General features: G+C 51.2%; 11 protein-coding genes and 2 tRNA genes. 1 reads left to right on the forward strand and 12 read right to left on the reverse strand.

Annotation, left to right across the window (positions count from 1 at the left end; genetic code table 11):
• Positions 1-141 precede the first annotated feature (141 nt).
• The 8 genes from M1D70_RS25115 to leuB all read right to left on the reverse strand — a co-directional run bounded on the left by M1D70_RS25115 (position 142) and on the right by leuB (position 7,111).
• Positions 142-212 (reverse strand) — tRNA-Gly (locus tag M1D70_RS25115).
• A gap of 78 nt (positions 213-290) precedes the next feature.
• Positions 291-364 (reverse strand) — tRNA-Pro (locus M1D70_RS25120).
• A gap of 182 nt (positions 365-546) precedes the next feature.
• Complete coding sequence (locus M1D70_RS25125; RefSeq protein WP_009593056.1) at positions 547-1,512, reverse strand: aldolase catalytic domain-containing protein; 966 nt, start codon at positions 1,510-1,512, stop codon at positions 547-549.
• A gap of 78 nt (positions 1,513-1,590) precedes the next feature.
• Positions 1,591-3,108, reverse strand: coding sequence for a leucyl aminopeptidase (locus M1D70_RS25130; protein ID WP_456288269.1), 1,518 nt, complete (start codon positions 3,106-3,108; stop codon positions 1,591-1,593).
• Positions 3,109-3,186: 78 nt separating this feature from the next.
• Positions 3,187-4,311 (reverse strand): ATP-binding protein, encoded by a 1,125-nt coding sequence (locus M1D70_RS25135; RefSeq protein ID WP_009593063.1) that lies wholly within the window; start codon positions 4,309-4,311, stop codon positions 3,187-3,189.
• 326 nt (positions 4,312-4,637) lie between these two features.
• Positions 4,638-5,045 carry a hypothetical protein gene (locus M1D70_RS25140; RefSeq protein WP_036672645.1) on the reverse strand — a complete coding sequence of 136 codons (408 nt, stop codon included), beginning with the start codon at positions 5,043-5,045 and terminating at the stop codon, positions 4,638-4,640.
• Between the two features lie 276 nt (positions 5,046-5,321).
• Positions 5,322-5,861 carry a peroxiredoxin gene (locus tag M1D70_RS25145; RefSeq protein WP_009593058.1) on the reverse strand — a complete coding sequence of 180 codons (540 nt, stop codon included), beginning with the start codon at positions 5,859-5,861 and terminating at the stop codon, positions 5,322-5,324.
• A 173-nt stretch (positions 5,862-6,034) separates the two neighbouring features.
• Positions 6,035-7,111: a 3-isopropylmalate dehydrogenase gene (gene leuB / locus M1D70_RS25150; RefSeq protein WP_456288270.1), complete on the reverse strand. Its 1,077-nt coding sequence runs from the start codon at positions 7,109-7,111 to the stop codon at positions 6,035-6,037.
• A gap of 1,348 nt (positions 7,112-8,459) precedes the next feature.
• On the opposite strand from leuB, the gene M1D70_RS25155 reads away from it, so the two are divergent.
• Positions 8,460-9,440, forward strand: coding sequence for an aldo/keto reductase (locus M1D70_RS25155; protein WP_456288271.1), 981 nt, complete (start codon positions 8,460-8,462; stop codon positions 9,438-9,440).
• A 249-nt stretch (positions 9,441-9,689) separates the two neighbouring features.
• Here the strand turns inward: M1D70_RS25155 and M1D70_RS25160 are convergent, their stop codons facing one another.
• The 4 genes from M1D70_RS25160 to ilvB form a co-directional block, all read right to left on the reverse strand.
• Positions 9,690-11,228, reverse strand: coding sequence for a 2-isopropylmalate synthase (locus M1D70_RS25160; protein ID WP_009589363.1), 1,539 nt, complete (start codon positions 11,226-11,228; stop codon positions 9,690-9,692).
• A 164-nt stretch (positions 11,229-11,392) separates the two neighbouring features.
• Entirely contained in the window at positions 11,393-12,385 is a 993-nt protein-coding gene (gene ilvC, locus M1D70_RS25165) for a ketol-acid reductoisomerase (protein ID WP_009589347.1), read from the reverse strand.
• A gap of 165 nt (positions 12,386-12,550) precedes the next feature.
• Positions 12,551-13,036: an acetolactate synthase small subunit gene (gene ilvN / locus M1D70_RS25170; RefSeq protein WP_009589349.1), complete on the reverse strand. Its 486-nt coding sequence runs from the start codon at positions 13,034-13,036 to the stop codon at positions 12,551-12,553.
• 1 nt (position 13,037) lies between these two features.
• Entirely contained in the window at positions 13,038-14,780 is a 1,743-nt protein-coding gene (gene ilvB, locus M1D70_RS25175; protein ID WP_456288272.1) for a biosynthetic-type acetolactate synthase large subunit, read from the reverse strand.
• Positions 14,781-15,065 lie beyond the last annotated feature (285 nt).

Genomic DNA, 15,065 nt, shown 5'->3' on the forward strand with positions numbered 1-15,065 from the left:
CGTCCTATAACAGCCAGAGATCCTTGATAACTCAAGGATTTACTACTTTGCCCCGTCTAAGATAACAAGCAGCTTCTGCAGCCAGTTATGCAATGAAGCAACAAAAAAACCCTTGGTACCAAGGGTTTCCGTCTAACTAAAAGCGGGTGATGGGAATCGAACCCACGCTACCAGCTTGGAAGGCTGGAGTTCTACCATTGAACTACACCCGCATATCCACCTACAAAAGTGACGCTATGCTTTGGAGCATATGCCGAATACTTTTTGCGAGGCCCTAAATCATAAGCGAATCGGGACGACACGATTTGAACATGCGACCCCCTGGTCCCAAACCAGGTGCTCTACCAAGCTGAGCTACGTCCCGATAATCAACATATTGTCTTTTGAAGACAAAAATAAATATACCATGCGTGACAAGCAATTTCAACATGTATTTTATGGAAAATGCATTCATGGGCACTAGAAAACAAACAGCACCCTTCCGAATGGGGAAAGATGCTGCACTTTCATACACTTATATAAGATGCAAGGACGCCCTAGTCATCCTTACTTCTTTTTGTCGAACGTCACTTCCGGCGTCGTCAATTTATCGTAAAAATCCACAATTTTGTCTTTATCGTCCGAAGCGCGAAGTGCCATGGCGGAGCGCGGATGTTCGTCCAGGGTGCCTGTAATCATGTAGGGCATGATGTAACCCCACTCCTCTTTTTCGCGAAGAGGGATCATGAAGCGCTCAATAATGTCCAGTACCGGGCGCAGCTCGTACTTCGTTCCTTTCAAATGGGTAACCAGAAGCTCGGTCGGACAGTTGCCGGCTGCACGGCCCATGCCGTATACGGACGCATCCAGAAGCTCAACGCCGAGGTCGGCGGCTACCAACGTGTTGGAGAACGCCAGCTGCATATTGTTATGGGTATGAACGCCAAGACGTTTGTTTGGCAGATGCGTCTTGAACTTATTTACCAGGTATTCCATGTCTTTATGATCCAGGCTTCCGTAAGAATCGACGATGTATACCACATCCACGACGCTCTCCCTGATCATCTCAAAGGCTTCCAGCAGCTCATTCTCCATCACGTTGGAGAGGGCCATAATGTTCAGCGTCGTCTCGTAACCGCGATCATGGAAGGTCTGAACCAGCGCAAGCGCCTTATCCACGTCTTTGATGTAACATGCAACGCGGATGAGATCCAGCAGGCTCTCCTCTCGCGGCAAAATATCATCCTCATCCACCCGGCCGATATCGACCAGTGCGGACAGTTTGGTTTTACCTTTATGGGGAATAACTTCTCGAAGGAATTCATCATCCAAAAAACGCCACGGGCCGGCTTGATCAGCGCCTTTTAGGAGCTTAGGCGAATTTTTATAACCGATTTCCATATAGTCCACGCCAGCCTCATTTAGGCCTGCATATAAATTTTGCACGAATTCTACGCTAAAATCCCAGTTGTTCACCAATCCGCCATCGCGAATGGTACAGTCTACAATCTTTGTCTGACTACTCTTAATCATTCTAAGCTAAACTCCTCTCGGCAATTTTCTCTTCATCATACTTGAATGCCGGTTGAAAAGTAAAGCATAACATGTGCATCAATCCTTGACGGCCTCGGCCTCTCTGAGTATCCAGTCGCTGATGGTTCGGACGAGCACGCCGGTTGCCCCTCTGGGATCCACGTCCCGCTCCTTGGACAAGTAAGCCGTACCTGCTATGTCAAAATGAACCCAAGGCAGCCCGTCAGCAAACGTACCCACAAAAAGACCGCCCGTGATCGTCCCGCCTTCTCGCCCGGTTTGATTTCGCAAATCCGCCACCTCGCTCTTCAATTTATCCCAAAACTCCGGATAGGATGGGAGCGGCCATATTTTTTCGCCGGCCCTACGGGAAGAAGCGATAAGCTCCTGCAAAAAGGTTTCGTCATTGGTTACGGCCCCGGTGGCGATATCCCCAAGCGCCGAAACGACGGCCCCGGTCAACGTGGCCACATCAATCAGGCGCGAAGCACCGAGCTGTTTGGCATGGGTTACTCCATCCGCGAGCACGATGCGGCCCTCGGCATCCGTGTTCAGCACTTCGACGGTACGGCCGCTCAGCGTCGTCACGATATCGCCGGGTTTAAAGGCGCCGCCGCTCATCACGTTCTCCGCAGACGGGATCACCATCACGACATTCGCCTTGGGGCGAATACGCCCGAGAGCCTCCATAACGCCAAGCACTGTAGCCGCCCCGCCCATATCGCTGATCATATCCTCCATTCCGGCTGCCCTCTTCAGCGAAACGCCGCCGGTATCAAATGTGATCCCCTTGCCGACCAGGCCGATCACATCGTCCCATGTCTCCCGTCCCTGATAACGGATCGTAATCATGCGCGGCGGATGTATGCTGCCTTTCCCTACGGCCAAGAGGCCGCCCATTCCTTTCTCGACCATGGCTTCCTCATCCAGGACCTGTGCTTCGAAGCCGTACCGCTTCGCCAGCTGAAGCGCCTTCTGGGCCAAGTCTTCCGGTAACAGTTTATTGCCGGGAAGGTTCGTCAAATCTCGTGCCAGGCAGGTTGCTTCTCCAATCGCTTGGCCCAGCGACATGCCTTCCTTCCACGCGGCTTCAAATTCCGCTTCCGCATTTCCTTCTATATAATAGAGGATTTCTTCTAAATCCGTACGTTCGGAAGCATCGCGTTTATAATGCGGTTTCCGGTAGCTTCCCAGGATAAATCCCTCGGTTAAAGCCTGAGCGGCGTCGCGGGGCGTCTGTTCGGCGGTGAAGCTGACCATCGTATGCGGAATTTGAATCGCCGCGCTGCGTATTCCCGATTTTACGGCCGCCTTAGCTGCTTGAGCCGCAACCAAACGCAGCTGCTCGGATGTCAGGATCCCTTCGGGACGGCCTACCCATATTAACAGGCGCGATCCGCTCGAAATGCTCTCCGGCCATACGAGTGACCGGTTGACGGTGCCGTCGAACAGCCGGTTCTCCGCCAACTGCTTTAATAGCGGATCCCAGGCCGCGGAAATGCCGCCCTCCTTCGCTTGTTTTTTAGTAACGGGAACGATGATGGCATCCGCTTGTACTTGCCCGGCTGTTAAATTGCTTTCATATGTCCATTTCATGTCTCTTCTCCTCCTAAAAAAGAAAAAGCCATTCCATTGGAACAGCTGCTCTTGTATTCAAATCGGTTGCATATCCTCTCAGACTTCCGACACGTCCAGCTTGGGAAACGTGATCACAAACTCGGTCCCGGCCCCAACCTGGCTATCCACGGCAATGGTGCCGCCATGGTTTCGGATGATGCTGTAGCTCACGGACAATCCAAGTCCCGTGCCGCTCTCTTTCGTCGTAAAAAAGGGATTGAAGAGGTGGTTCAGCGTATTCTGATCCATCCCTCCCCCGTTATCCGAAATGCAAATGTTAATATGTTTGCCCGTGTCACGGGCTGAAATATCAATCATCCCGGTAATGTTCTCGTCATGATGCTCATTTATGGCGTCGAGGGCATTTTTAATAATATTCAGAATCACCTGTTTGATCTGCTTGACATCAACGGAAATAAACGCAGGTGGGGTCTTATCGGTATGTAGATTGATCTGGCATCCCTTCATCAAGGCTTCGCTCTCTGTTAATAGAACAACTTCCTTCAACAATGAGGATACGGATACAATCTTGGTCTCTGGAGCCGAGGGTTTGGAGGAATTGAGAAATTCGTATATAATATCGTTTGCGCGATCGATCTCCGTTAGTATGATTCTGGCATACTCGTCCTTTCCCAAACTTACGAGATGCGGACGCAGCAGCTGGATAAAGCCTCGAATGGATGTCAGCGGATTTCGGATTTCATGGGCAATGGAAGCCGAGATTTTTCCCAGCATGGCCAGTTTATCGTTCTGATACGCGGTTTGCTCAATTCGTTTGAAATCCGATACATCCTTCACGCTGATCAGAAAATCGCCTTCCATTTGGTCCCCATACGTCATCGTGATCAGCCACGATCTGCCGAATTCATCAACCAATTCATGGAATCTTCGGCGATGGAATACCGTTTCCCGAAAAATGCGAAGTATTTTTTTCTTCTTGAATCTGGAGAGCTGGGGATGACGCAATAGCTGGGTCAGCGTACAGCCTGTCAGCGATTTACGGGATACGCCTAACAGTTTTGCCATCTGCACGTTAACAAATGCCAACACTCCATCACTATCAAAGAGGATAATCCCGCTGTCGAGATTCTCCAGTATGTTCTCATACTTGTTCCTAATAAGCTGACTGGAATGAAATGAACGAATTGCCTGCAGCTCAGATTCACGGATTTGACTCAACAAGATGGCTCCCCCTTTTCTTGAAAAGTTGAACTCACCAAACCGACAAAAAACATGCGAAAAAAATGAGCTTGTCCGCCTCTGAATCAGAAGCAGCCCGAATCTGCTTCCTTCCATGATAGTCATCGAAACAAAGAATCGTCAATCAGAAATCCTGTCGAAAAATGGATAATTGCATAAAAATACCATTGTTATTACTTATGTATTTTGGTTTATGTAATTGATATAACACCCGTCATTGCACAGCTAATGTAAGTGATTACCCAAATCCGCTTGATTTGAAACATTAAAAAAGCCCCGGGCATTCACGAGGCTTTATTAATCCCTAATTAAGGCTGCTTCTGGAGTCGGAGCCTGCGCTGGCTCATCACGGCAAGCCGTCTTTTCAGTTCGCCCTGCCACTTCTCGTCCTCCATCCATTTGGCAACCACCAGGAGATCCAGCGACATATCAATCTGACTCTGAACAACCGTGAGCGGATCCTCCGACTCCCGATTGATCACATTCTCAAAAATGGCATCCTCATCTTCCATCACGTAATCCTGAAAATCCACCTGGGATGCACCGTCACCATGGGCATATTCAGCCAATATCTCATACTCATTCTCAACCCGATGATGAACCTCGACGCGATGGCAGACCGGACAAGACAGTAGGGGAACATTATGTACTTGAGTGCGATAATGCTTCAGTGTACCCTTTGTACCCATCATACTAGCCCCACAGCAAAAACTCATATCGTTCACCCTCCTTTTGTGGATTCTCAATCGTTTCAATATTGTATTCGCTTTCAGGCAGGCTAATTCCTTCATGAAAAAAACCTTGATTTAAAATTTTGGCATGATTTCCTAATCATAAGCCGGCCAACCTATTTATTTAATTATATATTAACGCAAGCGCGGTTTCCTAAACAAAAGTCTTCCCCTATTTCATCCAATAAAACCAGAGTGAAAAAACCCCCATTACCTGCAAGTAATGTCAGGTAATGAGGGTTGCTATTTCATAAAATAAAATTACAGGTTGCTGTCGCCCGGCTTCCAGTTCATTGCGCACAATCCGCCGGATTGCAGTGCTTGAAGCACGCGAAGCGTTTCTTCTACGCTGCGGCCAACGTCGTTATGGTTAACAACTTGATATTTCAATTCGCCTTCTGGATCGATGATGTACAGGCCGCGCAGAGCAACGCCTTCTTCTTCGATCAGAACGCCGTAGTCTCTAGCTACGTTCTTGGTGATGTCGGAAGCCAGCGGGAAGTTCAATGCTCCCAGACCGTTAGCTTCTTTAGCTGTGTTGATCCAAGCTTTGTGGCTGTGAATCGAGTCAACGCTCACACCCAGGATTTCCGTATCCAATGCTTTGAATTGATCGTAAGCATCGCTGAGAGCCGTGATTTCAGTTGGGCATACAAAAGTGAAATCCAGCGGATAGAAGAAGAATACGAGCCATTTGCCGCGGTAGTCGGACAGGCTGACTTTACCAAAATCTTTACCGTCTCCTGATACAGTTTCCATTGTGAAATCAGGAGCCGCTTTACCAACCAAACGTTCTGCCATGATTGAATTCCTCCTTAACATATGTAAGAAAATACGTGTATTTTCTACATGGTATGTTCTATGAACATTTAATAGAAATGTTATCATCGAGGCTAATCAAAGTCAAGATTGTAGACGTTACTTTATTATAATTATTATAAATAAGAAGTTTTCTTGAACGCTCGCTTCTTCTATTAACGGATAGACGCGGCAATCAAATCGCCCATCTCCGTGGTGCTGAGCGCCTTGCTTCTATCAACGGCAATGTCTGCCGTCCGGTGTCCTGCATCAAGCACCTCGGCAACTGCGCGTTCAATGGCGTCAGCCGCATCCTCGTATCCGAACGTCAGGCGATACATAAGCGCTACGGAAAGAATCGTTGCGATCGGGTTCGCCAAGCCTTGGCCGGCAATGTCCGGAGCCGAACCGTGTACCGGCTCGTACAGACCGAAAGCTCCTTCGCCCATGGATGCGGATGCCAGCATGCCGATGGATCCTGTCAGCATGGCTGCTTCGTCGCTCAGAATGTCACCGAACATATTCTCGGTTACGATGACATCAAAGCTGGACGGGCGGCGCAGAAGCTGCATTGCGCAGTTGTCTACCAGCACGTGCTCCAGCTCGACGTCCGGATATTCAGGAGCGATGCGGTTTACGGTTTCGCGCCACAAGCGGGACGTTTCCAGCACGTTCGCTTTATCGACGGAAGCCAGCTTCTTCCGGCGCTTCTGTGCAATCTCGAAGGCTTGATGCACGATGCGCTCTACCTCGGCGGTATTGTATACGCAGGTATCTACCGCTTCTTCTCCGCCTGCACCTTCGCGTCTGAACTTCTCGCCGAAGTATATGCCTCCCGTCAGTTCACGAACAACCATCAAGTCGGTTCCTTCCAGAACCTCAGGCTTCAGTGTGGATGCATCCTTCAAGCAGTCAAAAATGACGGCCGGACGCAGGTTCGAGAACAGGCCAAGCTCTTTGCGGATGCCGAGCAATCCGGTTTCCGGGCGAAGCTCCTTCGAGTTGTTGTCCCATTTCGGTCCGCCTACCGCGCCGAGCAATACCGCATCGGCGCTTTTGCATACGCTCAGCGTTTCTTCCGGGAGCGGCGTTCCTTTCTCGTCGATCGCAATGCCGCCAAACAACGCATGTTCCGTCGTGAATGAAAGTCCGAATACCTCTTCGGTACGCTTAATGATTTTCTCCGCTTCCGCCACTACCTCAGGACCGATGCCGTCTCCCGCGATTACCGCGATTTTTTTCGTTTCTGCCATCCTTCGTCACTCCTTATTTATATATACACTGGTCGTATTTAATCATCTAGTTACTGTTGTAACATACTTCCCCCTCGATTGACCAAGATATAGAAACTATGAACTTAATTCGTTTTGCCTATAAGTAGGGGGAATGTGGTCAGGGAGACAGCGTCGAAGAAGTTGTGCAGAAGCTCGAAGAGTTAATATCGCGAGAGCTGCTTTATGTGAGTAAGGCCTAAGGCGATAAGACTTAATCCGAGTAAAGCTTAATCGTGGGTGCTTTTATGCGTGGTCTACTTGTATAGGAGCGGCTTTAACGAAAGCAGCTTTATGCGAGAGCAGTTTATGCGAGAGCAGCTTATGCGAGAGCAGCTTATGCGAGAGCAGCTTATGCGAGAGCAGCTTATGCGAGAGCAGCTTATGCGAGAGCAGCTTATGCGAGAGCAGCTTATGCGAGAGCAGCTTATGAGAGAGCAGCTTATGAGAGAGCTTCGAAGAGTTAATGTGGGGAAACTCCGAGTACGTATCGTTCCTCCAATCGCTGTTGTCGCCAAATTTCTGGATTGCATGTTAGGTGTTGAAATTCGGCTCCAAAGGCGACCGCTCCGCTTTTCCGGAATCGATTCGTCCTCTCCGCTGCTTCGAAGCTAATGGATTGCCAGGTCACCGGAGAAGAGCACATCTCCCTGACCACAAGGGTAGTGGGAGGTAGAAAAGCCGCCCTATGCATAAAAATAGGGCGGCTCTTGAAGGTAACGACTTAAAGAGATTCTTGCTTCTTACTTCTTGCTTCGGCTTCTTGCTTCTTGCCTCTGCTTCTTGCTTCGGCTTCGGCTTCGGCTTCTGCTTCTGCTTCTGCTTCTGCTTCTGCTTCTGCTTCTGCTTCTGCTTCTGTTCTGCTTCTTGCCTCTGCTTCTGCTTCTTGCTTCTTGCTTCTTGCTTCTTGCTTCCTGCTTCTTGCTTCGGCTTCTTGCTTCGGCTTCTTGCTTCTTGCTTCTTGCCTCTGCTTCTTGCTTCGGCTTCTGCTTCTGTTCTGCTTCCTGCTTCTGCTTCTGCTTCCTGCTTGTGCTTCTTGCTTCTACTTCTTGCTTCAGCTTCTTACCTCAGCTTCTTGCTTCTGTTACTTACGCCGTTATCCCTGTTACTTGCTTCTGCTACTTGCTGCTACTCCCCCTCTCCCTACTCTCTCCTCCCTGCTCTTGCTCTTAAAATTTGACGAATAACGTGAACAGATGAACCGTAAGTCGGCTTTCAGTGCAACCATATTAACGTTTCCGAACGCCGTTAGTTACATTTTTCTGCCAATACGCTACAATAGGGGTGAATTTGCCTTATACCCTAAACGACCAAGGAGTGATCATCGATTATGAAGTACGCAGCTCTAGGTAAATCCGGCATGAAAGTAAGTCGTCTGTGTTTGGGGACGATGAATTTCGGTCCTGCTACGGATGAAAAGGAAGCCTTCCGCATTATGGATGCAGCGCTTGACGCCGGCGTCAATTTCTTTGATACGGCGAACATCTACGGCTGGGGCGAGAATTCCGGCATGACCGAAACCATCATCGGACGCTGGTTTAACCAAGGCGGAGGCCGCCGCGAAAAAGTCGTTTTGGCTACTAAATTCTACGGTTCCATGAGCGATCCTCTGGATGGCCCCAACAATGAAGCCGGGCTGTCGAGCTATAAACTTCGCCGTCATCTCGAAGGGTCGCTGAAACGTCTGCAGACCGACCATATCGAGCTGTACCAAATGCATCACGTCGATCCTTCTGTCACTTGGGACGAGCTGTGGGGCGCTTTTGAGGTTGCGGTTCATCAAGGAAAAATCGGATATGTCGGATCCAGCAACTTTGCCGGATGGCAGATTGCGGTTGCGCAGGCCGCGGCCCAGAGCCGTCACTTCCTCGGTCTCGTTTCCGAGCAGCACAAATACAGCCTGACCTGCCGATTGCCGGAACTCGAAGTGCTCCCCGCTTCGCAGCAGCTGGGTCTCGGCGTGATTCCTTGGAGTCCGCTGGACGGGGGACTGCTGGGACGCAATGCCCTTAAAAAAATCGAGGGCTCGCGCAGCGGAGGCAATGCGGAGCGCGTAGAGAAGCACCGCGCGCAGCTGGAACAGTTTGCCGCTCTCTGCCAAGAGCTGGGCGAACCGCAGGATAACGTCGCTCTTGCCTGGGTGCTGAAGAACCCGGCCGTTACCGGACCGATTATTGGGCCGCGCACGCTGGAGCAGTTCGAAAGCTCCCTGCGCTCGCTTGAGATCGAACTCGATGAATCCGTGATGAAGCGCTTGGATGAAATATTCCCGGGTCCGGGCGGCGCCGCCCCGCAGGCCTACGCCTGGTAAGATTCGGACTCCGCATCGACGCCCAAACGTCTTATCTCATTGATCAGCTGCATCAATCCGGTATCGGCGCACTGCTATGAGGCCGTTTAAGCTCGATGCTAGTGTCTCGATACCTGCATTCCATGTCTGGCCAACAGTTTTATAAAGCAAAAAAAAGAGGTGCCGCTTCAATAGCGGCTCCTCTTTTTTTATGGCATGCACCTTCAGCGCTCAAGCTGAAAGTAAAGCTCCCATCACGCCATGTATGGATTACAGCGTAGCGCGCTCGCGCCGGCTAAACGTTTTGCGTTTCTCGATCAGGACGTTCACCGCATCGACGTAGGCTCGTGCGCTCGCTTCCAGAATGTCGGTGCTCAAGCCGCGGCCTTGAGCGGCCACGTCGTTTTGCGACAGCACGACATGCACTTCACCTTGGGCATCCTTGCCGTGCGTTACCGACTTGATGGAATAATCCGCAAGCGTAACCTCTTCTCCGGTCACCTTGTCGATCGCGTTATAAATCGCGTCCACGGAACCGTTGCCCTCGGCCTCTTCTTCAATCGTCTGATCTTCTGTCGCAATGCGCACCCGCGCCGTCGGCGTTGATTCATTGCCGTAAGCAACAAAGATCGTTTCCAGCTTGAAGACCTCCGGCGTATCGATCAGTTTTTCCTCCAGCAGAGCCAGAAGATCCTCATCGGATACTTCCTTCTTCTTGTCGGCCAGCACCTTGAATTTGGCGAATGCGTCATTCACCTGTTCTTCGGTCAGCTCATAACCCAGATCCAGCAGCTTCTCCCGGAAAGCATGGCGGCCGGAATGTTTGCCTAATACCAGCTTGCTTTCTTTGAGTCCGATGGACTCCGGGGTCATAATTTCGTAGGTTGTCTTCTCCTTCAGCATACCGTCCTGGTGAATGCCGGATTCATGGGCGAATGCGTTCGCGCCGACAATCGCTTTGTTGCCTGGCACGACCATGCCGGTCAGCTTACTTACAAGGCGGCTCGTGCGGGCGATTTCGGTTAAGGCCAGCCCCGTCTTCGCTCCAAAGAATTCGGAACGCGTCTCGAGCGCCATCGCAATTTCCTCGATCGCGGTATTGCCTGCACGTTCACCGATTCCGTTGATCGTGCCTTCGATCTGATCGGCCCCGTTCAGAATGGCGGCAAGGGTGTTCGCCGTGGCCATGCCCAGATCGTTATGGCAGTGCGCACTCAGCTGAACCTTCTCGATATCCGGAACATTTTCCTTCAAGTATTTGAAGATGGCCCCGTATTCCGAAGGGTTCAAATATCCCACGGTATCCGGAATGTTCACGACATTGGCGCCTTCGCGCACTGCCATGGCGACGACCTCGGCCATGAAATCAAGCTCGGTCCGGCCCGCATCCTCCAGGGAAAATTCCACTTTGGAAAAGTATTTCTTTGCGTAACGGATCGAAGCCTGCGCCGTTTCCAGCACCTGCTGCTTCTCCATCCGCAGCTTGAACTTGCGGTGAATCGGCGAAGTGGCCAGGAACACGTGAATGCACGGGTCCTGGGCGCCTTGAAGCGCTTCGCGAACCGCATCGATGTCATTTTCTCTGGAGCGTGACAATCCAATGACCGTAACGTCCTTAACCGCGCGTGCCACTGCATTCACAGCTGCAAGGTCACCGGGTGACGCCGCTGGAAACCCTGCTTCCATGCGGTCGATTTTCAACTTTTCGAGCTGAAGGGCGATTTCCACCTTTTCCCGAGTGTTCAAATTCACGCCAGGAGACTGCTCACCATCTCTCAGCGTTGTATCAAAGACATAAATCTTTCGCATGTCGGCACCTCCTTGAAGTTTATCTCATGACGTAAACATCCGGCGGCAGTTGATAGAATCCCCTGCCGCCGGCTGCTTAATCTGACGGGTCCGGGCAGCAGCATCATCATCTCATGCCGGGCTGCCCCAAACCCCGAAGAATTCCTTATGAATTCTATATATTCTTATTTTTTGATCCAATGCATCATTTCGCGAAGCTCTGCACCCACCACTTCGATCGGATGCTCGGACTCGTTGCGGCGAGTAGCTGTCAGGAAAGCGCGTCCCGATTGGTTCTCAAGGATAAAGTCGCGGGCGAATTTACCTTGTTGAATATCGGACAGGACTTCTTTCATTGCCTTCTTGGTATCTTCGGTTACCACGCGAGGGCCTGTTACATAGTCGCCATACTCCGCCGTGTTGCTGATGGAGTCGCGCATGCTTGCAAGACCGCCTTCATAGATCATGTCCACGATCAGCTTCAGTTCATGCAGGCACTCGAAGTATGCCATTTCCGGCGCATATCCAGCTTCGGTCAACGTTTCGAAACCTGCTTTGACCAATGCGGAGACACCGCCGCACAATACCGCTTGCTCACCGAACAAGTCTGTTTCGGTTTCTTCGCGGAAGGAAGTCTCGATAACGCCTGCGCGGGTACAGCCGATGCCTTTTGCATAAGCAAGACCGATCGCCTTAGCTTGTCCAGTCGCGTCTTTCTCGATTGCGATCAATCCAGGTACGCCAAAGCCTTCAACGTACGTACGGCGAACCATGTGACCCGGGGATTTAGGAGCAACCAGAAGAACGTCGTTGTCCTTAGGAGCTACGATTTGACCGAAATGAACGTTGAAACCGTGGGAGAACATCAGTGCCGCGCCTTTTTTCAGGTTTGGCTCGATATCGTTTTTGTACACCGCTGCTTGCGTTTCATCCGGCATCAGGATTTGTACTACATCCGCACGGCTAACGGCTTCCGCTACAGGGAGTACTTCGAAACCGTCGTTTTTCGCTTTGTCGAACGATTTGCCTTCACGAAGACCAATGACAACCTGAAGTCCGCTGTCGCGCAGGTTTTGCGCTTGCGCATGACCTTGGCTTCCGTAGCCGATAACCGCGATTGTTTTGTCTTTCAGCACGCTGAGTTCTGCATCTTGTTCATAATAAGTAGTAATTGCCATTTGTATAAGTCCTCCTTTGATTTTAAAGACCCTTCATGATGAGCGGGTATCTCAATAGACCGCTGCTTACCCGATCTGCTGAGACACCCGCTCATGCCATGCAGGTGTCTAACGCTTATATTGCAATAACTTTGTCATCCGGATAAAAAGAATAATGTTACATCATTACGCGTTACCGCGAATCATCGCGGTAACCCCGGTACGGGAAAGCTCCTGGATGCCATAAGGCTTAAGCAGCTCGATCATCGCATCGATTTTGACGGTATCGCCGACAACCTGAACCATCAGGTTGGTCGTGCCGATATCCACGACGGATGCGCGGAAGGTCTCGACAACGCCCATAATTTCCGGTCTTGCCGACGGCTCGGCTTTTACTTTGATCAGGGCGAGCTCCCTGGCGACCATCGGCTTCGAGCTCAGATTGATGACTTTAATAACATCGATCAGCTTGTAAAGCTGCTTCTCTACCTGCTCCAGCGTCGTTTCGTCTCCGGTGGTTACGATAACCATCCGGGACAAGCCGATTTCCTCCGACTGCCCCACGGTAATGCTCTCGATGTTAAAGCCCCGGCGTCCGAATAACCCGGATACACGCTGCAGGACACCCGGCTGGTCGTTTACTAGTACGGCAATGGTATGTTTTGTACTCATCTTACGCATCCCCCATCAGCATTTGATCGATTGTCGACCCTTGCGTCACCATCGGATACACGTTCTCGCCCTTCTCAACAACGAATTCAACGAGGACGGGTCCCGGTGTTTCCATCGCTTCGGCCCAAGCACGCTGAGCTTCTTCTTTCGTCGTGGCGCGAAGTCCTTTGACACCGTAAGCTTCGGCCAGCTTGACGAAATCAGGGCTGCCTGCCAGATCGATGTGGCTGTATCGGTTATCGTAAATCAGCTCCTGCCATTGACGAACCATGCCGAGCACTTGGTTGTTGATGACAACGATCTTCACCGGAATGTTGTTGATGGCGCAGATGGCAAGTTCTTGCGAACACATCTGCATGCCGCCGTCTCCGTTGATCGAAATGACCAGGCGTTCCGGATGCGCCATCTGTGCCCCGATCGCGGACGGGAATCCGAAGCCCATCGTTCCGAGTCCGCCGGAGGTGATCCAGGAACGCGGCTGGTTGAACTTGTAATACTGCGCGGCCCACATTTGGTGCTGACCAACGTCAGTCGTTACAATGGCTTCGCCCTTCGTGGTATCGTTCAGCATTTCGATAACCCATTGCGGCTTCAGCACCGTATCCGAATCGACGTAACGGAAAGGATACTCGGCTTTCCATTTGCGGATCTGGTCTCTCCACGCGTCTGCTTTCGCAGCGTACGAAACGATCGGGTTCAGCATCTCAAGCACCGTCTTCACGTCACCGACAATCGGAATATCGGTCGGCACGTTCTTGCCGATCTCGGCCGGGTCAATGTCGATATGAACGATCTTCGCGTGAGGCGCGAATCCGTCAAGCTTGCCGGTAACCCTGTCATCAAATCTTGCCCCGATGTTGATCAGCAGATCAGACTGCTGAATACCATGGTTCGATGTGTAGGTTCCGTGCATGCCCGGCATTCCTGTCCACAGATCGTTGCCTGTCGGGAAGGCGCCAAGGCCGAGAAGCGTTGTCGTGATCGGAATCCCGGTTTTGTTCACGAATTCGTACAGTCCTTCATGAGCACCGGAGTAAATCACGCCGCCGCCGGCAAGAATCATCGGACGCTCGGCCTCCTCGATCGCGCGGGCCAGTTTATCCAACTGAAGTTTGTTCGGCACCGTCCGAGGATTATATCCTCTCAGCTGGATTCGCTCTTCCGGCTGGAACAGCGTGGTTGCCGCCGATACATCCTTCGGAATGTCGATCAGCACCGGTCCTTTGCGGCCGGTTGAGGCGATATGGAAGGCCTCATGAATCACCCTTGGCAGATCCTTAACGTCCCTTACCAGATAGCTGTGTTTCGTAATCGGCATCGTGATGCCTGTAATGTCCGCTTCCTGGAAAGCATCCGTACCGATCAGGGTTGTTGCAACGTTACCGGTAATAACAACGAGCGGAACGGAATCCATGTAAGCTGTTGCGATACCGGTCACAAGGTTCGTTGCCCCCGGTCCTGAAGTTGCTATGCATACGCCGACTTTGCCGCTTGCGCGGGCGTAACCGTCAGCGGCATGAATGGCACCTTGCTCGTGTCGGGTCAAGACATGGTTGAAATCCTTAAAACCATACATCGCATCGTAGATATACAGGACGGCTCCGCCCGGATATCCGAAGACGCACTCGACACCTTCGAGCAGAAGACTCCGAAGCAAGATTTCCGAACCGGTAATCACTTCAGGCTTCAACCATTTCTCTCGTAATTGTTCTGTAGACCGCACTTCTGGAGTTTGCGCGCTCATCAGTCATCCTCCTCTCAAATATTGGCACTCTTCTCTTTCATCCATGATTCAAGCAACAAAAAAACCTTCCGTCGCCACACCCGGAGCATCTCCGTGTGAGGGACGAAAGGTTTAGCTTCCGTGGTACCACCCATATTTGCCCTACACCTCGCAGTGCAGAGCCTCAGCAGGTATGAAGAACGCATGAACACAGCTCTTCAATATCTGCAGTCCGTAACGCGGACTAAGACGATTCCCCCTAATAAACGCTGTTACGACTTAATGCGATAAAGTCATAGCGTAGCA

The organism is Paenibacillus sp. AK002, assembly GCF_053903045.1.